22 protein-coding genes and 1 tRNA gene are annotated in these 17,575 nt (G+C 69.8%); 14 read left to right on the top strand and 9 right to left on the bottom strand.

Going from position 1 to position 17,575, the window contains the following annotated elements; genetic code table 11:
- Positions 1 to 87: 87 nt before the first annotated feature.
- The 3 genes from ABDK56_RS10565 to ABDK56_RS10555 are packed head-to-tail and all read right to left on the bottom strand — an operon-like array spanning position 88 to position 3,679.
- Entirely contained in the window at positions 88 to 1,371 is a 1,284-nt protein-coding gene (locus ABDK56_RS10565; protein ID WP_349808235.1) for a dihydrolipoamide acetyltransferase family protein, read from the bottom strand.
- The gene (locus ABDK56_RS10560; protein ID WP_349808234.1) at positions 1,368 to 2,396 is read right to left on the bottom strand and encodes an alpha-ketoacid dehydrogenase subunit beta; all 1,029 of its coding nucleotides are present in this window, start codon (positions 2,394 to 2,396) and stop codon (positions 1,368 to 1,370) included. The genes ABDK56_RS10565 and ABDK56_RS10560 overlap by 4 nt, the downstream gene beginning before the upstream one ends.
- Positions 2,393 to 3,679 carry a thiamine pyrophosphate-dependent enzyme gene (locus tag ABDK56_RS10555; protein ID WP_349808233.1) on the bottom strand — a complete coding sequence of 429 codons (1,287 nt, stop codon included), beginning with the start codon at positions 3,677 to 3,679 and terminating at the stop codon, positions 2,393 to 2,395. The genes ABDK56_RS10560 and ABDK56_RS10555 overlap by 4 nt, the downstream gene beginning before the upstream one ends.
- A 79-nt stretch (positions 3,680 to 3,758) precedes the next feature.
- Between ABDK56_RS10555 and ABDK56_RS10550 the strand changes: the two genes are divergently transcribed.
- A complete protein-coding gene (locus tag ABDK56_RS10550) occupies positions 3,759 to 4,028 on the top strand; it encodes a DUF3297 family protein (protein ID WP_349808232.1) in 270 nt (89 codons plus the stop codon).
- Between the two features lie 11 nt (positions 4,029 to 4,039).
- Here the strand turns inward: ABDK56_RS10550 and ABDK56_RS10545 are convergent, their stop codons facing one another.
- A complete protein-coding gene (locus ABDK56_RS10545) occupies positions 4,040 to 4,243 on the bottom strand; it encodes a hypothetical protein (RefSeq protein WP_349808231.1) in 204 nt (67 codons plus the stop codon).
- Positions 4,244 to 4,479: 236 nt separating this feature from the next.
- Between ABDK56_RS10545 and ABDK56_RS10540 the strand changes: the two genes are divergently transcribed.
- The 13 genes from ABDK56_RS10540 to hisIE all read left to right on the top strand — a co-directional run bounded on the left by ABDK56_RS10540 (position 4,480) and on the right by hisIE (position 14,138).
- Positions 4,480 to 4,620, top strand: a complete 141-nt coding sequence (locus ABDK56_RS10540) for a hypothetical protein (protein ID WP_349808230.1) — start codon at positions 4,480 to 4,482, stop codon at positions 4,618 to 4,620.
- On the top strand, positions 4,613 to 5,434 hold the full coding sequence (locus ABDK56_RS10535; RefSeq protein WP_349808229.1) for a PspA/IM30 family protein: 822 nt from the start codon (positions 4,613 to 4,615) through the stop codon (positions 5,432 to 5,434). Before ABDK56_RS10540 ends, ABDK56_RS10535 begins: the two co-directional genes overlap by 8 nt.
- Positions 5,434 to 5,820, top strand: a complete 387-nt coding sequence (locus ABDK56_RS10530) for a PspC domain-containing protein (RefSeq protein ID WP_349808228.1) — start codon at positions 5,434 to 5,436, stop codon at positions 5,818 to 5,820. Before ABDK56_RS10535 ends, ABDK56_RS10530 begins: the two co-directional genes overlap by 1 nt.
- Positions 5,817 to 6,053, top strand: coding sequence for a hypothetical protein (locus ABDK56_RS10525; protein WP_349808227.1), 237 nt, complete (start codon positions 5,817 to 5,819; stop codon positions 6,051 to 6,053). Before ABDK56_RS10530 ends, ABDK56_RS10525 begins: the two co-directional genes overlap by 4 nt.
- Before the next feature lie 83 nt (positions 6,054 to 6,136).
- Complete coding sequence (locus ABDK56_RS10520) at positions 6,137 to 7,081, top strand: cation diffusion facilitator family transporter (protein ID WP_349808226.1); 945 nt, start codon at positions 6,137 to 6,139, stop codon at positions 7,079 to 7,081.
- Positions 7,082 to 7,331: 250 nt separating this feature from the next.
- Positions 7,332 to 7,643, top strand: coding sequence for a YerC/YecD family TrpR-related protein (locus ABDK56_RS10515; protein ID WP_349808225.1), 312 nt, complete (start codon positions 7,332 to 7,334; stop codon positions 7,641 to 7,643).
- Positions 7,633 to 8,523, top strand: coding sequence for an ATP phosphoribosyltransferase (gene hisG / locus ABDK56_RS10510; protein WP_349808224.1), 891 nt, complete (start codon positions 7,633 to 7,635; stop codon positions 8,521 to 8,523). Before ABDK56_RS10515 ends, hisG begins: the two co-directional genes overlap by 11 nt.
- A complete protein-coding gene (hisD, locus tag ABDK56_RS10505; protein WP_349808223.1) occupies positions 8,520 to 9,815 on the top strand; it encodes a histidinol dehydrogenase in 1,296 nt (431 codons plus the stop codon). Before hisG ends, hisD begins: the two co-directional genes overlap by 4 nt.
- Complete coding sequence (hisC, locus tag ABDK56_RS10500; protein ID WP_349808222.1) at positions 9,812 to 11,467, top strand: histidinol-phosphate transaminase; 1,656 nt, start codon at positions 9,812 to 9,814, stop codon at positions 11,465 to 11,467. Before hisD ends, hisC begins: the two co-directional genes overlap by 4 nt.
- Positions 11,464 to 12,042 (top strand): imidazole glycerol phosphate synthase subunit HisH, encoded by a 579-nt coding sequence (gene hisH / locus ABDK56_RS10495; RefSeq protein ID WP_349808221.1) that lies wholly within the window; start codon positions 11,464 to 11,466, stop codon positions 12,040 to 12,042. The genes hisC and hisH overlap by 4 nt, the downstream gene beginning before the upstream one ends.
- On the top strand, positions 12,039 to 12,758 hold the full coding sequence (locus ABDK56_RS10490) for a 1-(5-phosphoribosyl)-5-[(5-phosphoribosylamino)methylideneamino]imidazole-4-carboxamide isomerase (RefSeq protein ID WP_349808220.1): 720 nt from the start codon (positions 12,039 to 12,041) through the stop codon (positions 12,756 to 12,758). The genes hisH and ABDK56_RS10490 overlap by 4 nt, the downstream gene beginning before the upstream one ends.
- Positions 12,745 to 13,509, top strand: coding sequence for an imidazole glycerol phosphate synthase subunit HisF (gene hisF / locus ABDK56_RS10485; RefSeq protein WP_349808219.1), 765 nt, complete (start codon positions 12,745 to 12,747; stop codon positions 13,507 to 13,509). The genes ABDK56_RS10490 and hisF overlap by 14 nt, the downstream gene beginning before the upstream one ends.
- Positions 13,485 to 14,138: a bifunctional phosphoribosyl-AMP cyclohydrolase/phosphoribosyl-ATP diphosphatase HisIE gene (hisIE, locus tag ABDK56_RS10480; RefSeq protein WP_349808218.1), complete on the top strand. Its 654-nt coding sequence runs from the start codon at positions 13,485 to 13,487 to the stop codon at positions 14,136 to 14,138. The genes hisF and hisIE overlap by 25 nt, the downstream gene beginning before the upstream one ends.
- Here the strand turns inward: hisIE and ABDK56_RS10475 are convergent.
- The 5 genes from ABDK56_RS10475 to ABDK56_RS10455 all read right to left on the bottom strand — a co-directional run bounded on the left by ABDK56_RS10475 (position 14,108) and on the right by ABDK56_RS10455 (position 17,523).
- Positions 14,108 to 14,896 (bottom strand): inositol monophosphatase family protein, encoded by a 789-nt coding sequence (locus ABDK56_RS10475; protein WP_349808217.1) that lies wholly within the window; start codon positions 14,894 to 14,896, stop codon positions 14,108 to 14,110. The genes hisIE and ABDK56_RS10475 overlap by 31 nt on opposite strands.
- Before the next feature lie 22 nt (positions 14,897 to 14,918).
- Positions 14,919 to 14,994 (bottom strand) — tRNA-Thr (locus tag ABDK56_RS10470).
- 17 nt (positions 14,995 to 15,011) lie between these two features.
- Positions 15,012 to 15,860 (bottom strand): hypothetical protein, encoded by an 849-nt coding sequence (locus ABDK56_RS10465; RefSeq protein WP_349808216.1) that lies wholly within the window; start codon positions 15,858 to 15,860, stop codon positions 15,012 to 15,014.
- The gene (locus ABDK56_RS10460; RefSeq protein WP_349808215.1) at positions 15,857 to 16,213 is read right to left on the bottom strand and encodes a hypothetical protein; all 357 of its coding nucleotides are present in this window, start codon (positions 16,211 to 16,213) and stop codon (positions 15,857 to 15,859) included. The genes ABDK56_RS10465 and ABDK56_RS10460 overlap by 4 nt, the downstream gene beginning before the upstream one ends.
- Positions 16,210 to 17,523, bottom strand: a complete 1,314-nt coding sequence (locus ABDK56_RS10455) for a mechanosensitive ion channel (protein ID WP_349808214.1) — start codon at positions 17,521 to 17,523, stop codon at positions 16,210 to 16,212. The genes ABDK56_RS10460 and ABDK56_RS10455 overlap by 4 nt, the downstream gene beginning before the upstream one ends.
- Positions 17,524 to 17,575 lie beyond the last annotated feature (52 nt).

Here is a 17,575-nt window from a genome sequence, read left to right as displayed (position 1 = left end):
ATGGCAAAGTGCGTATAGTTCGACAAGGTAAATGGCGCGTCTACGCCGTACGTCGGCGCCGCCGCGCTCCTGCCGCCGCCCGCGCGATCAGGCGCTTAGCAGCCGGATCGGATGCTCGATATAACCCTTGAGCGCCTGCAGGAAGTTCGCCGCGTCCCAGCCGTCGACGACCCGGTGATCGCAGCTCAGCGAAAGGTTCATCACCTTGCGCGCCTCGAGCTCGCCGTCGACGATCACCGGGATCTCCTGGAGCTTGTTGACCGCGATGGTGGCGACCTGCGGCGGGGCGATCACCGGGGTCGAGGCGATCCCCCCCATCGGCCCGAGCGAGCTTATGGTGAAGGTCGGGCCGCTCAACTCCTCGCGGCTCGCCTTGCCGGTGCGCGCCGCCTGGCTCAGGCGGGCGATCTCGCGTGCCAGCTGCCACACGCTCAGGCCCTCGGCGCCACGGATGACGGGAACCATCAGCCCGCCGTCGGTCTGGGTGGCGACCCCCATCGCGACGCTGCCGTGGCGGGTGACGACATTCGCGCTGTCGTCATAGGTCGCGTTGATCATCGGGAAGTCGGCCATCGCCTTGGTCAGCGCAGTGATCAGGAACGGGAGCAGCGTCAGCTTCGGATTGCCGCCCCGGTCGCGGTTCATCATCGCCCGCGTGTCTTCGAGGTCGGTGACGTCATATTGTTCGACCAGCGCGAAGTGCGGGATCCGGCGCTTGGCTTCCTGCATATTCTCGGCGATCTTGCGGCGAAGCCCAACCACCTTGATCGTCTCGTCCTGCCGCGGCGCCGACGAACGGTGGCTGACCCTCCCGCCATTGTAGAGCAGGTAGGCGTCGAGGTCGGCATGGCGGACGCGGTCCGACGCGGTCTTCACCTGCGCGAGGTCGATGCCGAGGTCGCGCGCGCGCTGGCGCACCGCGGGGGACGCCAAGGCCTTCGCCTGCGACTGGGGCGCGGCGGGTTCTGGCGTGGACGCGGGCGCAGGGGAGGGCACCGAGGTCTGGGCCGCCGGCGCGGTCGCGGTTACCGGCAGTTCCTCGGCCTGTTCGGCGGTCGGCTCGGCCAGACCGTCGGCGAGCGGCTGCTCGGCTTCGGTCTCGGCCGCGTCTGGTTCGGAGGCAGCCTCGCCCGCGGTCTCGATCTCGACCAGCACGCTGCCGATCGCGACCATGTCGCCGACCTCGCCCGCCAGCTTGGTGACCGTCCCCGCGACCGGGCTTTCCATCTCGACCGTCGCCTTGTCGGTCATCATGTCGGCGAGCTGCTGGTCCTCGCCGACCTGGTCGCCGACCTTGACGTGCCAGGCGACGATCTCGGCCTCGGCGATGCCTTCGCCGATGTCGGGAAGCTTGAACTTGTAGGTGCTCATGCGGCCATGACTTTCTTGAGCGCGGTCTTCATCCGGATCGGGCCGGGGAAGTAGATCCATTCATAGGCGTGCGGGTAGGGCGTGTCCCAGCCGGCGACCCGGCCGATCGGCGCCTCGAGGTGGTAGAAGCAGCGTTCCTGCACCAGCGCGGCGATCTCGGCGCCATAGCCGCCGGTCTTGGTCGCTTCCTGGACGATCAGGCAGCGCCCGGTCTTCTTGACGCTTTCCTCGATCGTCTCGATGTCGACGGGGACGAGGGTGCGAAGGTCGATCACCTCGGCGTCGATCCCGTTCTCCTCGACCGCGGCGAGCGCGACGTGGACCATCGTGCCATAGGCGAGCACGGTCACCGCCTCGCCCTCGCGCACCACCTTCGCCTTGCCCAGCGGGACGGTGTAAGGGCCGTCGGGCACCGCGCTTAGCGGGTGCTTCGCCCATGGCGTCACCGGCTTGTCGTGGTGTCCGTCGAACGGGCCGTTGTAGATCCGCTTGGGCTCGAAGAAGAGCACCGGGTCGGGGTCGGCGATCGCGGCGAGCAGCAGCCCCTTGGCGTCGTAGGGGTTCGACGGGATCACCGTCTTGATCCCCGCGACATGGGTGAACAGCCCCTCGGGCGACTGGCTGTGGGTCTGGCCGCCGAAGATGCCGCCGCCATAAGGGCTGCGGATGACGAGAGGCATCGTCCATTCGCCCGCGGTGCGGTAGCGCATCTTGGCGACCTCGCTGACGATCTGGTCGTAGGCGGGGTAGATATAGTCGGCGAACTGGATCTCGATCAGCGGCTTGAGGCCATAGGCCGCCATCCCGACCGCTGTGCCGACGATCCCGCCTTCGGAGATCGGCGCGTCGAACACGCGGGTCTTGCCGAACTCCTTCTGCAGCCCGGCGGTGGCGCGGAACACCCCGCCGAAATAGCCGACGTCCTCGCCATAGACGATAATGTCGGGATCGGCCGCCATCGCCACGCGGTGCGCGTCGTTGATCGCCTCGATCATGTTGCGGTTCTTGGTCGCGGGGTCGCTCATTTGGGTTCATGCCCCAGATATTCGCGCGCCTCGTCGAGCGAGAGTTCGCGCTGTTCGGCAAGGTGCCAGGGCGTCTCGGCATAGACGTCGTCGAACATCGAGGCGATGTTGTCGAAGCCCTGGTTGGGGAGGATCCCGACCTTTTCCGATTCTTTTTGCGCGGCACGGACCGTGGCGTCGATCTCGGCGTCGAGCGCGGCGTCGCGCGCCTCGTCCCATTCGCCGAGGCCGACGAGGTGAGCCTTCAACCTCGCGATCGGGTCGCCCAGCGGCCAGGCGGTCGCCTCGTCGCGCGGGCGATAGCCGCTCGGATCGTCCGAGGTCGAATGGCCCTCGGCGCGATAGGTGAAGAACTCGACCAGCGTCGGCCCCTTGTTGCCGCGCGCGCGCTCGGCCGCCCAGCGGACCGCGGCATAGACCGCCAGCGCGTCGTTGCCGTCGACCCGAAGGCCCGCCATGCCATAACCGACCGCGCGGCTGGCGAAGGTCGCCTGCTCGGCCCCGGCGATGCCGCTGAAGCTCGAGATCGCCCACTGGTTGTTGACCACCGCGAGGATCACCGGCGCCTGGTAGACGGTGGCGAAGGTCATCGCGCAGTGGAAGTCGCCCTCGGCGGTCGCGCCGTCGCCGATCCAGCCCATCGCAATCCGGCTGTCGCCCTTGATCGCGCTGGCCATCGCCCAGCCGACCGCCTGCGGATATTGGGTGGCGAGGTTGCCCGAAATCGAGAAGAAGCCGTGGGCCTTGTCCGAATACATGATCGGCAGCTGGCGACCCTTCAGCGGATCGCCGGCGTTCGAATAGATCTGGTTCATCATCGTCGCCAGCGGATAGCCGCGCGATACCAGCAGGCCCTGCTGGCGATAGGTCGGGAAATGAATGTCGTCGCGGTCGGTGGCGAAGGCGGCGGCGACCGCGATCGCTTCCTCGCCGGTGCATTTCATGTAGAAGCTGGTCTTGCCCTGCCGCTGTGCGCGATACATCCGGTCGTCGAATACCCGGACCGTTTTCATGTCCTTAAGCATGGTGCGAAGCGTGTCGGGGTCGAGCCGCGGGTCCCACGGGCCGACCGCCTTGCCCGCCTCGTCGAGCACGCGCACCAGCGCGGTCACCAGCGGAAACGTCTCGCGCGCCTCGCACGCCGGGTCGGGGCGGGGCGCCGCGCCCGCGGGGGGCACCGCGATCGTCGAGAAATCGGGCGCGTCGCCGGGCCGGTACGGCGGCTCGGGCACGTGCAGCGCAAGCACTGGGCGGTTGGCGCGGATAGGATCTGGATCAGCCATCGGGGTCGGCGCTTAAAGCGCTGTCCGCGCGGCGGCAATGGTTTGACGATGCTGCACTGCGGCGGGTAGGGGCAGGGGCATGACCGACAAAAACGACACCCTTCCCGACCGTCTCAGTCTCAACCCGAAGAGCGAGTTTTTCGACATGGAGACGCTCGAAAAGGGCGTCGGGATCAAGTTCAACGGCGCGGAAAAGACCAACGTCGAGGAATATTGCGTGTCCGAAGGCTGGATCCGCGTCGCCGCCGGCCGCAGCCTCGACCGCTTCGGCAACCCGATGACGGTCAAGCTGAGCGGCAAGGTCGAACCCTATATCAAGGGCGACGACGCGGGATCCCCCGAAGACTAGGTGGTGTCCGGCTAGATCGCGCCGCGCCGCGCCTGCCCCTTGTCGTAGGCCTTTTTCGCCAGCCAGCCCGCGCTTAGCGCCAGCCCGAGCGGGCCGAACAGGCGGCGCGCCACGACCGGGGCCGCCGCGCCGATCACCGCGCCCTTGACGCCGTCGTCGCCGTACCGTTGCGCGATCTTGTCGCCAACGACCGCACCGAAAATCTTGCCAAGCATGTCATTCTCCCTCGAATTTTCGTTCGGCGGATGAAGCGCGCGACCTGGCTGGCAGGTTCCCGCCGACGAGTTGGCAAAAGCGGCCAACCGATGGTGGGAAAATCCGCCAACCGCGCCCGGCTTCCCCGCCCGCAACCGTCGGAATTGGCGGAAAAGAGGGATTGGCACGGCTCATGAATTGTTGGTCGCATGGTCCGCCGGGATGTCCCGGCAGGCCGTGAAAAGGGAGACCAACAATGTTTTCGCGCAAGTTCAACGACCAGATGCTGGCCATCGTCGCCGCTTTCCTGGTCAGCTCGGTGGCGGTCGGCTCGGCGGTGCTGCCGGGTACCGCGGCCCTGCACTCGAACGACAGCGAGATCGTCACCTATGCCTGATCTCGAGCCGCTCAATGATCGCGGGACGGTGACCGTCCCGGCGACGGTCATCGGCCGGGTCGAGCGGATCGACCCGGCGGGCGACATTCGCCGCGCGGCGCCGTCCGACGGACGCCCCCTCGCGGGCATCCTGTCGGGCCCGATCTTTACCCGCACCCGCGACATCATCGCGGCGAACATGACCGAGCTGCTCGACCGGGCCGAAGACCCGGCGCGGATGATCCGGATGATCATCGTCGAGATGGAAGAAACGCTGTCCGACGTCCGCGCCACCGCCGCCCGTTCGATCGCCGACATGAAGGAGATGCGGCGCGCGTGCGATCGGCTCGACGACATGCAGGCGAGCTGGGCCGACCGCGCCCAGCTGGCGCTCGAGCGGGGCCGCGAGGACCTTGCCCGCCAGGCGCTGGTCGAAAAGCGCAAGGCGGCCGATCTGGTCGAGGGCATCCATGCCGAGATCGCGCAGATCGAGACCGTGCTGAAGGGCTATGAGGCCGACATCCAGCGACTCCAGGCCAAGCTGGCCGAGGCGCGCGCCCGCCAGCAGTCGATCGCGATGCGGATGGAATCGGCGATGAGCCGGGCGAAGACCAGCGAACTGCTCAACGGCCACCGCGCCGCCGACGCCTTCGCCAAGTTCGACCTGCTCGAACGCCGAGCCGACCTCGCCGAGGGGATGGCCGACGCGCTGGGGATGACCGGGCCGAAAAGCCTCGAGGAGGAAATTGCCGAGCTTCGCGCCGCCGACGCGGTCGATGCCGAGCTCGAATCGATGAAAGCCGCGCTGGGCGACAGCGCCAAAGGAGGGAAGTGATGAGCCGTTATTCGCTGGATCGCCGGGACAAGAAGCTGGCAGGCGTCGCCTCGACGCTGGGCGACATGTTCGCGATCGATCCGACCTTCGTCAGGATCGGCTTCGTCGCGGTGGCGCTGATGGTCAGCTTCAAGCTGGCGCTGGTCGCCTATCTCGCCGCCGGGCTCTATCTCCACTTCGCCAGGCGCGACGCGCTGAAGCGCGGCATCGACCGGACCCGCGACCGTTTCGCCGACTTCGGCCGGCCGCGGCGGACTTCGATCCGCGAGATGCGCGACAGCTTCGACGCCAACGACTGGCGGATGATGGCGATCGACCACCACCTAGCGACCCAGAACGACGAACTCGCGCGTGAGATCGAGAAATTGCGGGAGAAGCAGGCATGACCGACCCCATCAGCATTGCCCTTACCGGCGCCAGTGCGCTGGCGATTACCGGGGCGAGCGCCTTCGCCGGGCTCCGTGCGTGGCGTCAGTGGCTCGACTACAAGCGGCTCGAGCTCGCCGCGCACCGCGACGGGCCGCTGCCGCAGCCCGCGACGGCGGGGCGGATCGAGCTGGCCGACCTTCGCGAGCGGGTTCGCAAGCTCGAGGCGATCGCCGCGGGGATCGACCTCTAATCAAGGCAATCGCGGGCCCTGATATATCGGGCCAATTGCGCGGCGGCAGTTGACCCGCCGCCGCGCCCCGCTACCCCCGGGCCATGGGACACGCGCACGCTCAGTCGCCCGGGCATGGCCATTCGCACGGGCACGGCCACTCGCACGGCCACTCCCACGGGCACGCGCATGGCGGCGAGGGCGGCTACGGCCGCGCCTTCGCGATCGGCATCCTGCTTAACGGCGGCTTCGTGGCGGTCGAGACGGTCTACGGCTTCCTCGCCAATTCGACCGCGCTGGTCGCCGACGCCGGGCATAATCTCAGCGACGTGCTCGGGTTGATGCTCGCGTGGGGGGCGGCATGGCTGTCGGGGCGCAAGGCAACCCCGCGCTTTTCCTACGGGTTCAAGAAAAGCTCGATCCTCGCCGCGCTCCTCAACGCGATTCTGCTGCTCGTCGCGATCGGCGCGATCAGCGCCGAGGCGGTGCGCCGTCTGTTCGAGCCCGAGGCCTCGTCGGGCGGGACGGTGATGGCGGTCGCGGCGGCGGGGATCCTCGTCAACGGCGTCACCGCCTGGCTGTTCGCGCGCGGGCGGCACGGCGACATCAATATTCGCGGCGCCTATCTGCACATGATCGCCGACGCGGCGGTGTCGGCGGCGGTCGTGGTCGCCGGCTTCATCATCACCCGCACCGGCTGGACCTGGGTCGATCCGCTAGTCAGCCTCGCGGTGTCGGCAGTGATCCTGAAATCGGCATGGGAGTTGATGATCGAATCGACCACCATGACCATGGCCGGGGCCCCGCGCGACGTTCAGCCCGAGGCGGTGCTGTCGGCGATCGAGCGGCTGCCCGGCGTCACCGGCGCGCACCATCTCCACATCTGGCCGATCAGCACCACCGAGACCGCGCTAACGGTCCACCTGATGGTCGAGGAAGGGGTCGATCGCGACCTCGTCATCCGCAAGGCCGACGCCTTCGTCCACGAACTGTTCGGGATCAGCCACTCGACGATCCAGGTCGAGACGGCGGGGAAGGGCTGCGCCTGAACGCGGCCGACGGCATATAAGCGCGGCCGGCGCATAAAAGATAAGCCCCGGCTACCGAAGTAGCCGGGGCTCCATGATCCGCCTCCGAAGAGTTGGATCACGCTTGCATAACGGCCCTGCGCGCGGTTGGTTCCGGCCCCTCGAACCTTTTTCGAAATTTATTCGGAATGGTCCTTCTGTCGCATCGCGGGTTGACAGCGCGCCCTCGCGGCCTATTTTGTTACAGCGTAATAATACAATGAGACGAACGATGATCCAGCCCTCGCGGGACATGGCGCGGTTGACCGCGGACCTGTCCCAAGCCCTGATGACCCCGCGCGACGAGGCGCAGATGACCGCCTTTCTGCGCGACCTGTGCACCCCGACCGAGCTTCGCGCGCTGGCCGAGCGGTGGCACGTGGCGCGGCTACTCGACGGGTCCGACCTGTCTTATCGCGACATCCACGACGCGACCGGGGTCAGCACGACGACGATCGTGCGGGTCGGGCGCTTCCTCCGCCACGAGCCGAACCTCGGCTATCGCCGCGCGATCGACGCGATGGAGGCCGCCAATGTCGGTTGACCGCAGCCGCCTTCACATCGCGCTCCAGCGCTCGGGCCGCCTGTCCGAACTGAGCCGCGACCTGCTCCGCGACGCGGGCCTGAGGATCGAGACGAGCAAGAACGCGCTGACCGCGCGCGCCGCCAACTTCCCCGCCGACCTGATGTTCGTCCGCGACGACGATATCCCGACCTTTGTCAGCGACGGGGTGTGCGAGTTCGGCATCGTCGGGCAGAACGTCCTCCACGAATTCGCCGCCGGGACCAGCGAGCCGGGGTTCGAGGTGCTCGCCGAGCTCGGCTTCGGCCAGTGCAGCCTGCGCATCGCGGTGCCCGAGCGCGAGGGGTATGACGGGCCGCGATCGCTCGCCGGGCAGCGGATCGCGACCTCCTATCCGCGGCTGCTTCGCGAATGGCTCGACCGGAAAGGCGTCGCCGCCGACGTGGTCGAGATGAGTGGCGCGGTCGAGCTCGCCCCCCGACTCGAAATCGCCCAGTCGATCTGCGACCTCGTATCGACCGGGGCAACGCTCGAGGCCAATGGGCTGCGCGCGGTCGATACGGTGCTCGACAGCCAGGCGGTGCTGATCCGCAGCCGCCGCCCACTCGACGAGGCGCGCGCGGCGATCGCCGACCAGCTGCTCGGCCGGATCGAGGGGGTGATCGCGACGAAGGGATCGAAATATATCATGCTGAACGCCAGCAGCGACGCGCTCAAGGGGATCGTCGCGTTGCTGCCGGGGGCCGAAGCGCCGACGGTGCTCCCGCTGCACGGGCGACCGGGCCATTTCGCGGTCCATGCGGTGTGCCAGGAATCGGTGTTCTGGGACACGCTCCAGAAGCTCAAGGCGGCGGGCGCCTCGGCGATTCTCGTCGTCCCGATCGAAAAGATGATGATGTGAAGCGGCTGGTCTGGAACACGCTCGGCACGGCCGATCAGGCGGCGGCGCTGGCGCGGCCCGCGCAGCGCGACGATCGCACGCTTCAGGACGGGGTGCGCGATATCGTCGACGCGGTCCGCAGCGGCGGCTGGGAGGCGCTTTGCGAAATCGCCCAGCGGATCGACCGCGCCGTGCCGCGTCTCGTCGAGGTCGCGCCGATCGCCGCCGCGGCGCGTGCGTCGCTCCCCGCGGCCGAGGTCGAGGCGGTCGGCTACGCGGTGGCGCGGGTGCGCGACTTCCACGTCGCCAGCCGCCCCGCCGATTTCGCGATGGACACCGCCCCCGGGGTGACGGTGCGCAAGCTGTGGCGGCCGATCGACCGGGTGGGCCTCTATGTCCCCGGCGGCGCGGCCCCGCTCTTCTCCTCGCTCATCATGCTTGCCCTGCCCGCGATCGCGGCGGGCGTGCGCGAGCTGGTGGTGGTCACCCCGCCGCGCGCCGACGGGTCGCTCGACCCGCTGATCGCGCTCGCCGCCGAAGAATGCGGGATCGGGTCGATCTGGACGGTCGGCGGGGCGCAGGCGATCGCCGCGCTCGCCTTTGGCGTGGGCGAGATCCCGCGCGTCGACAAGATTTGCGGGCCCGGCAACGCCTGGGTGGCCGAGGCGAAGCGACTGGTCGCCGGCCTTCCCGGCGGCCCCGCGATCGACATGCCCGCGGGCCCGAGCGAGCTGATGGTGATCGCCGACGCGACCGCCGATCCGGGGCTGGTCGCCGCCGACTTGCTGAGCCAGGCCGAGCATGACCCGATGGCGCAGGTGCTGCTCGCGACGACGTCTGCCGACCTGCTCGATGCGGTCGCGGCCGAGCTCAATCGCCGCTGCGCAGCGCTTCCGCGCCGCGAGATCGCGGCGGCCTCGCTCGCTAACGCGCGGCTGGTCGAGGTCGGCTCGCTTGCCGACGCCGCGGCGATCGCCAATGCCTATGCCCCCGAACATCTCGCGCTCGCGGTCGCCGACCCCGAGGCGCTCGTGCCGCTGATCCGCAACGCCGGCTCGGTGTTCGCCGGCCCGCTCGCGGCCGAGACGTTCGGCGACTATCTCGCCGGATCGAGCCATGTCCTGCCGACCGACGGGGCGGCGCGGGCGTGGGGCGGCGTGTCGGTCCTCACATTCCTGAAGGCGATGACGGTGCAGACCGTCACTCCCGCGGGGACTCGCGAGATCGCCGCCCGGGCCGCGCTGCTGGCGCGGATGGAGGGGCTCGAGGCGCACGCACAGGCCGCCGACGCCCGGCTGGAGGCGCTGGCATGAGCGCGCTCGCCCAGCGCCTCGCGCGCCCCGAGATACTGGCGCTCGAACCGTTCGACATCGCCGCCAACGCCGCCGCCGCCGCGCCGCAGGCGATCAAGCTCGATTCGAACGAGAATCCCTATCCGCCGCTGGTCGAGGGCGCGATCGCGCAAAGCGTCAATCGCTACCCCGAACCGCAGCCCGCCGCGCTCAAGGCGACGATGGCCGCGCTGTACGGGGTCCAGCCCGCCAACCTCGTCATCACCCGCGGCGCCGACGATGCGATCGACATGCTGATCCGCGCCTTCGTCCGGCCGGGGATCGACGGGGTCGCGGTCGGGACACCCTCCTTTTCCGCTTACGCCCATTTCGTGAAGGTCCAGGGCGGGCGCGTGATTGAGGTCCCCCTCGATGCCAATTTCGACTTCGACGCGGACAGCTTTCTCGCCGGCGTGGCGGGCGAGGCGAACCTCAAGATCGCCTTCATCTGCACCCCGAACAACCCGACCGGGAACGAGGTCGACCCCGCCGAGATCCTCAGGGTAGCCGATGCGCTGCCCGATACCATCGTCGTCGCCGACGAAGCCTATCTTGACTTCTGCGCCACCCCGAGCCTCACGGACGAGGCGATGGCGCGGCCCAACCTCGTCGTGCTCAAGACGCTGTCCAAGGCCTATGGGCTGGCGGGCGCGCGGGTCGGCTGCGCGATCGGCGAGGCGGGGCTGATGGCGATCGCCGCGCGCGCGCTTCCCCCCTATCCGCTGCCGAGCCTGTCGGCCGACGCCGCGCTGGCCGCGCTGTCGCCGTCGCGGCGCGCGGTCCACCTCGAACGGATCGAGCGGTTGAAGGCCGATCGCGAGCGACTCGCGGGGCTGCTGGCGACCTCGCCGATCGTCAACCGGGTGCGCCCCAGCGGGGGCAATTTCCTGTTCGTCGAGGTCGACGATGCGCCCGCGCTGGCGGACAAGCTGCGCGGGCTCGGCATCCGGCTTCGCTTCCGGCCGAACGCCGCGCCTGGCGGGGTGCGGATCACGATCGGCACCGACGCCGAGAACGAGGCGCTGCTGCGCGCGTTCGGGATAGCGGTCGAGGGCCGTCCGTCGCGCCGCGCCGACGTCGTCCGCGATACCAAGGAGACCGCGATCGCGGTAGCGGTCGACCTCGACCGCGCGGGCCCGCGCCGGATCGCGACCGGCATCGGCTACTACGACCATATGCTCGATCAGGTCGCGACCCACGGCGGGTTCAGCCTGCTCGTGTCCTGCGACGGCGATCTCGAGATCGACCCGCACCACAGCATCGAGGACACCGCCATCGCGCTCGGCAAGGCGCTCGCCGGGGCGCTCGGCGACAAGCGCGGGATCCGCCGGTTCGGCTTCGCGCTGCCGATGGACGAGGCCGAGGCGCAGGTGCTGATCGACCTGTCGGGTCGCAGCTACGCGAAATTCGAAGGCACGTTCGAGGCGGCGCAACTCGGCGACTATCCGACCGAGATGACCCCGCACGTCTTCCGCTCGCTGGCCGAGGGGATGGGCGCGGCGATCCACGTCAAGGTCGAGGGCGAGAACGACCATCACAAGACCGAGGCCTGCTTCAAGGCGTTCGGGCGCGCGCTGCGCGACGCGATCCGGGTCGAGGGCGAGGCGCTGCCGAGCACCAAGGGCGTGCTGTGAAGCTGGCGATCGTCGATCTCGGCTACGGCAATATCGGTTCGATCGCGCTGGCGTTCGAGCGGCTCGGCGTGTCCGCAAGCCTGACCGCCGACCCCGCGGCGCTCGCGGGTGCGGATCGCGTCGTGCTACCCGGCGTCGGCGGGGCGGGGCACGCGATGGCGCGGATCGAGTCGCTCGGGCTGGCCGACGTGCTGCGCGGCCTGACCCAGCCCGCGCTCGGCATCTGTCTCGGGATGCAGCTGCTGTTCGACCGCAGCGCCGAGGACGGGGTCGACTGTCTCGGGCTGATCCCCGGCGAGGTGCGCGCGCTCGACCCCGCGCCGGGTCGCCCGGTCCCGCACATGGGGTGGAGCCGGGTCGAGGCGGTCGGCGAGGCGACTGGCCTCGCCAGCGGCGACTATGTCTATTTCGCGCACAGCTATGCCTGCGCCGACGGCCCCGCGACGATCGCGCGCGCCGACTATGGCGTGGCGATCCCGGCGGCGGTGCGGCACGGCAACTGGACCGGCGCCCAATTCCACCCCGAGCGATCGGCGGCGGCGGGCGCGCGCTTCCTGCAGGCGTTCCTGGCATGATCCTCTATCCGGCGATGGACCTGATCGGCGGTTCGGCGGTGCGGCTGCGGCAGGGCGATTTCGACGCGGTCACCCGCTACCCAACCGCGCCCGCCGAAGCGCTCGACGCCTTCGCCGAGGCGGGGGCGGCGTGGGCGCACCTCGTCGATCTCGACGGGGCGAAGGCGCGCGAGCCGCGACAGCACGCGCTGATCGCCGAACTGGCGCGAGGCTCGCGCCTCTCGCTCCAGGTCGCGGGCGGGTTTCGCGAGACCGACCAGCTCGCGCGGATGTTCGACGCGGGGGTCGCGCGGGTGGTGATCGGCAGCCTCGCGGTTGAACGGCCCGAGCTGGTCAACGACTGGCTCGACCGCTTCGGCGCCGAGCGGATCACCCTGTCGCTCGACGTCCGGCTGGTCGATGGCGAGCCGATGGTGTCGACCGCGGGCTGGACCCGCGACAGCGGGCGCAGCCTGTGGGACGTCGCGACGGCATTTCCGGCGGCGCGGCACCTGCTGGTCACCGACATCGGCCGCGACGGGATGATGGCAGGTCCGAACTTCGACCTTTACCGCCGTATCGGCGAACGGCTGCCCAAGGTCGCGGTGCAGGCGTCTGGCGGGGTGTCGTCGCTCGCCGACCTCGACCGGCTCGACACCGCCGGGGCGATCGTCGGCAAGGCGCTGTGGGACGGCGCGTTCACGCTGCGGGAGGCGCTCGCCCATGCCCGCGCGTAGGATCATCCCCTGCCTCGACGTCAAGGACGGGCGCGTGGTCAAGGGCGTCCAGTTCCGCGACCACCGCGACGCGGGCGACATCGTCGAACAGGCGATGCGTTATCGCGACGAAGGCGCCGACGAACTCGTCTTCTACGACATCACCGCCAGCGCCGAGGGACGCGCGCTCGACCTCGATTGGATCCGGCGGATCGCGCGGGTGATCGACATCCCGTTCGCGGTCGCGGGCGGGATCCGCACCCGCGACCAGGGCGCGGCGTGCCTCGAGGCGGGGGCCGACAAGCTCTCGATCAACTCCCCCGCGATCGAGCGGCCCGAGCTGATCGAGGAGCTGGCGCGCGACTTCGGCAGCCAGTGCGTCGTGCTCGGCGTCGACAGTTTCGAAGCGGGCGGCGACTATTTCGTCAAGCAATATACCGGCAGCCCCGACGCGATGCGCGACAGCGGGCGGCGGACGCTCGATTGGGTGTGCGAGGCGACGGCGCGCGGGGCAGGCGAGATCGTGCTTAACTGCATGCGCAACGACGGGGTGCGGACCGGCTACGACATTCCCCACACCCGCGCGGTGATCGAGGCGGTCGCGGTGCCGGTGATCGCGTCGGGCGGGGCGGGGTCGCCCGACCATTTCCGCGCCGCGTTCGAGGCGGGAGCGAGCGGGGCGCTCGCCGCGACCGTGTTCCACGACCGGCTGATCGCCATCCCCGCCCTCAAGGAGGAGCTCGCGTCATGCGGGATCGAAATGCGCCGCTGACCGCGGCGGACCTGCCCGCGCTGGCGTGGGACAAGATGGACGGGCTGCTTCCCGCCGCGGTGCAGGATGCCGGCTCGGGGCGGCTGCTGATGCTAGGCTACATGGATCGCGCGGCGCTGGCGGCGACGCTCGACAGCGGCTTCGTCACCTTTTTCAGCCGCTCGAAGGGGCGGCTGTGGCAGAAGGGCGAGACCAGCGGCAACCGGCTCTCGCTGGTCGCGATCAACGAGGATTGCGACGGCGACGCGCTGCTGGTCGCGGCGCGCCCCGAGGGCCCGACCTGCCATACTGGCGCCGCGAGCTGTTTCGGCGGCGATGCGCCCGCGGGGCCGGGCTGGCTGGCCGAGCTGTCGGGAATCGTCGCCGCGCGCGCCGCCTCGAACGATGAAGCGAGCTATACCCGCAAGCTGATCGACGCCGGGCCGGCGCGGATCGCGCAAAAGGTCGGCGAGGAAGGAGTCGAGATCGCGCTTGCCGCGGTCACTCGCGACAAGGAAGGGCTGGGCGAGGAGATCGCCGACCTGCTCTATCACCTCGCGGTGCTGATGGAGGTGCGCGGGCTCGGCTGGGACGAGGTCGTCGCGGTCCTGAAGGCGCGTCACGCCAGCAGCGCGCGCGCCTCCTCGTAAAGCTCGCGGGTGGCGGCGGCGATGACCCGCCCGCCGTCGAACCCGTCGCCGCCGGCCCAGTCGGCAAACACCCCGCCCGCGCCGCGCACGACCGGGATCAGCGCCTGGTAGTCGAACGGCTTGAGCCCGGTCTCGACGACGAGGTCGAGCGTCCCCGCCGCCAGCCGGGCATAGGCATAGCCGTCATGGCCGTAGCGGACGGTCTTCGCGCGGTTCGCGATGCGGTCGAGCGCCGCGCGCGCCTCGCCCTCGAACAGCGCCGGGTCGGTGGTCGAGAAGCGCGCCTCGGCGAGAGTCGCGCAGCCGCTGGCCGACAGGCGGGTGCGCGCCTCGCCAGCCACCAGCCACGCCGCGTCGCCGTCGCCGACGTAGGTTTCGCCGAGCACCGGCGCGTCGATCAGCCCGACCATCGGGCGCTCGTCATTCAGGCAGCCGATCAGCGTCACCCAGGTCGGCAGCCCGCAGATGAACGAGCGGGTGCCGTCGACCGGGTCGAGCGACCAGCACCAAGGTCCCTCGCCACGCCGGTCCGGCCATTCCTCTCCGCGGATCGCGTGGCCCGGATAGCGCGCGGCGATCGCCTCGCGGATCGCGCGCTCGGCCTCGCGATCGGCCTCGGTCACCGGGTCGAACGCCCCGCCGCCCGCCTTGTTGTCGGCCGCCAGCCCGGTGCGGAAACGTGGCAGCGTCTCGTCGCGCGCGACCCGCGCGAGCTCTTCGGCGAAGGCGATCAGGGCGGCGGCATCGGGGTCGGTCACTGGGCCTCCGTCGGCGCGTCGATGGTGCCGGATGCAGGATTCGAACCCGCGACCTTCGGTTTACAAAACCGCTGCTCTACCGACTGAGCTAATCCGGCGCGGCACGTCCCATGCGTCAGACGATGCCGAAGGTCCAGCCCTCGGTCGCGGCGATCGCCGGGGTCAGCCCGGGCGGGTCGAAGGCCTGGGGGTCGGAAAGGTGCGCGCGCATCGCGGCGGCGGTGACCAGCGCGTCGGTCTGGTGATCGCTCAATGCCCCGCCCCCGCGCCACGGCGGGCTGCCGAGTGCGACGAGCGCGCGGTTCAGCTCGGCGCGGGTGCGGATTTTCTGCCCCGGAAGCCCGGCGTTGCGGATGGCGATGCGGGTGTAGATCTCGACCACCGCGCTTTCGCCGGAAGCGAGCGTGTCCATCGGCCAGATCGCGACCCGGCCGTCGATCCGGTGGAGCAGCCGCATTCCGGCGAAGCTCGCCTTGGCGACCTGCGCCGCGCCGATCGCGTCATAGGCCGAGGCGGTCTTGCGCCCGCCCATCCGGTTCAGCTGCTGGTCGCACTGGCGGAAATGGACGAAGTCGGCCTTTTTCCCGTCGGCGATGCCGAAATAGAAGTGTGGGCGGTGGCGCTGTTCGAGGAAACTCGCCGCGCCGAGGTCCTCATCGTCGCACGCCGCCTCGACATAGGCCCAGAAGGCGCGCGCACGCTCGGGGACGCCCGCCTCGCCGGGCAGATAGGCGCCGCGCTCGACGAACGGCGGGGCGAAGCTGAAGTCGAACCCGAACAGCGTCGGCGCCTTTTCGGCCTCGCGCAGCAGCCAGTCGGCGACCTCGGTCCGCGACCAGATGTGCCCGGCGCGGACCAGCCGCGGCGCGGCCTCGCCCCATGCTTCGGCGAGGGCGATCCCCTTGTGCTTGCCGCCCTTCGCCCCCGACCAGTCGATCGCGACGGTGCGCGCGAAGCGAGTCACTTGCGCCTGCGCGCCGCGACCGGTTTCTTCGCGGCGGCGAGGTCGTGGGCGCGCCTGATGGTCGCCTTGACGCGCTCCGGGTCGGCGCTGGCGTAGCGGACCAGCAACCCGTCCCATCCCTCGTAGTGGGGGGTCTGCCAGAAGGTGGCGGGGTCAGTCTCGAACAGCAGCCGCTTGCTGTCCTGGTCGATCGCCAGCACGAAGCTGTCCGCCTCGCGCCCCTGCGACAGGAAGGCGCGGCCGTTGGCGGCGACCTTGATCGCCGGACCACCATAATAGGTCGACAGTTCGGTTCCCGGCAGCGTGAGCGCGAAGCGGACCAGCGTGTCCCAGCTGTCGATCGGCCCCGTCACACCAGCGGCGGCTGGCTGTCGTCGTCCTTCGGCGCGGGGGTCGCTCGGATCCGCGGGGGGACGCGCGGCATCGGCGGCGTCGCCGGCCCGCCGCGCTGCCAGTTCTCCAGCGTGCGCGCCGCGAAGTCGCGCCCGCCAAGCCCGAAGGCGATCGCGGTCGCGACCGCCGCCGAACCGAGGATCAGCCCGAACGCCAGCATCACGATCTGGTCGGCCAGCCCCATGAAGGTCAGCCCGATCGCGGTGAACAGCGCGACGATCGCATATTTGACGATCGTCTGGGCATAGGTGCCCTCGCCGGTCGAGCTGCCGACGAGGTTTGACAGGATTCGGGCGAGGAACAGGCCGACGACGATGATGACGGTGCCGAAGATTACCTTGCCGCCGAGCTCGGTGACCTGGAACAGCAGCGCGGCGGTCGAATCGCCGCCAACCTTTTGCGCCGCCTCCATCAGCCCGACGATCAGCACCGCGGTCATCGCGATCGAGCCGAGCAGCCGCGAGGCGCTGGTGGTCGCGGGCAGCACGCCGAGTGCGCGCACGCTCTGGTCGAAGCCAAGACCGGGCAGGATCTGTTCGATCAGCGTCTTGACCCAGCGGCCGATGACGAAGGCGAAGGCGATGATGATTACCGCCGCCAGCACCTGCGGGATCGCCTGTGCAATGGTCTGGAGCATCGCCACCGCCGGGTCGGCGATCGCCGAGATGCCGAGCGCCTGCAGCGCGGCGATCGAGGCCGAGATGATGATCAGCGCCGAAATGGTCAGCCCGACCGCGTGGGCGATGCTGCTACGCGCCGGCGAGACGCCTTCGCCGACCGTGCCCGCTGAGTCGACCGCCAGCGGGGCGTCGGCCATCTTGAGCCCCGCGCGGCCTGCCAGCCGCTCGAGGTTGAGCGCGCCGAGAAACGCCTCGATCACATGCCGCACGATCCGCGCCAGGATCAGCCCGGCGAAGAAGATAAGCCCCGCCGCCAGCAGGTGGGGGATGAAGGCGAAGACCTCGTTGGTCATGGTCGTGACCGGGGTCAGCACCTCGCTCAGCCCCAGCGGCTGGAGCGCCGCGACCAGCCCGACCAGCCACACCAGCCAGTAGGCGAGCCGGCCAAGCTCGGTGCCGATGCTGTCGCCGCCGACCCCGGGGTGGCGCTTGAGCACCGGCAGCCGGTCGACCGCCTTGGCGACACCCCACTGCACCGCCTTCGCGACGAAGTAAGTGACCAGCAGGATCGCCAGCGCGAACAGGACCTTGGGCCCCCAGGTCATGAGCTGGGCCTGCCAGTAATCGGCGGGCGGCTGGGTCTGGTACATCGTCGGTCCCCTCGAAAATTATGCCGGGGACTCTAGCGGCTGGGGCGGGGGC

Origin of the sequence: Sphingomonas sp. ASV193, from assembly GCF_040203355.1 — a bacterium.
Taxonomy (GTDB): Bacteria; Pseudomonadota; Alphaproteobacteria; order Sphingomonadales; family Sphingomonadaceae; genus Sphingomicrobium.
Note: the sequence above shows the minus strand (reverse complement) of the source record. Positions and strands in the feature narration are given on the sequence as shown.

Excerpts from the sequence above, each read along its gene's own strand:
- ABDK56_RS10535 (WP_349808229.1), top strand. The coding sequence starts at position 4,613 with ATGCCTGATCTCGAGCCGCTCAATGATCGCGGGACGGTGACCGTCCCG.
- ABDK56_RS10455 (WP_349808214.1), bottom strand. The coding sequence starts at position 17,523 with ATGTACCAGACCCAGCCGCCCGCCGATTACTGGCAGGCCCAGCTCATG.
- ABDK56_RS10545 (WP_349808231.1), bottom strand. The coding sequence starts at position 4,243 with ATGCTTGGCAAGATTTTCGGTGCGGTCGTTGGCGACAAGATCGCGCAA.
- ABDK56_RS10540 (WP_349808230.1), top strand. The coding sequence starts at position 4,480 with ATGTTTTCGCGCAAGTTCAACGACCAGATGCTGGCCATCGTCGCCGCT.
- ABDK56_RS10555 (WP_349808233.1), bottom strand. The coding sequence starts at position 3,679 with ATGGCTGATCCAGATCCTATCCGCGCCAACCGCCCAGTGCTTGCGCTG.
- ABDK56_RS10520 (WP_349808226.1), top strand. The coding sequence starts at position 6,137 with ATGGGACACGCGCACGCTCAGTCGCCCGGGCATGGCCATTCGCACGGG.
- hisIE (WP_349808218.1), top strand. The coding sequence starts at position 13,485 with ATGCGGGATCGAAATGCGCCGCTGACCGCGGCGGACCTGCCCGCGCTG.
- ABDK56_RS10490 (WP_349808220.1), top strand. The coding sequence starts at position 12,039 with ATGATCCTCTATCCGGCGATGGACCTGATCGGCGGTTCGGCGGTGCGG.
- ABDK56_RS10560 (WP_349808234.1), bottom strand. The coding sequence starts at position 2,396 with ATGAGCGACCCCGCGACCAAGAACCGCAACATGATCGAGGCGATCAAC.
- ABDK56_RS10530 (WP_349808228.1), top strand. The coding sequence starts at position 5,434 with ATGAGCCGTTATTCGCTGGATCGCCGGGACAAGAAGCTGGCAGGCGTC.
- hisG (WP_349808224.1), top strand. The coding sequence starts at position 7,633 with ATGTCGGTTGACCGCAGCCGCCTTCACATCGCGCTCCAGCGCTCGGGC.
- hisF (WP_349808219.1), top strand. The coding sequence starts at position 12,745 with ATGCCCGCGCGTAGGATCATCCCCTGCCTCGACGTCAAGGACGGGCGC.
- ABDK56_RS10565 (WP_349808235.1), bottom strand. The coding sequence starts at position 1,371 with ATGAGCACCTACAAGTTCAAGCTTCCCGACATCGGCGAAGGCATCGCC.
- ABDK56_RS10550 (WP_349808232.1), top strand. The coding sequence starts at position 3,759 with ATGACCGACAAAAACGACACCCTTCCCGACCGTCTCAGTCTCAACCCG.
- ABDK56_RS10515 (WP_349808225.1), top strand. The coding sequence starts at position 7,332 with ATGATCCAGCCCTCGCGGGACATGGCGCGGTTGACCGCGGACCTGTCC.
- ABDK56_RS10525 (WP_349808227.1), top strand. The coding sequence starts at position 5,817 with ATGACCGACCCCATCAGCATTGCCCTTACCGGCGCCAGTGCGCTGGCG.
- hisC (WP_349808222.1), top strand. The coding sequence starts at position 9,812 with ATGAGCGCGCTCGCCCAGCGCCTCGCGCGCCCCGAGATACTGGCGCTC.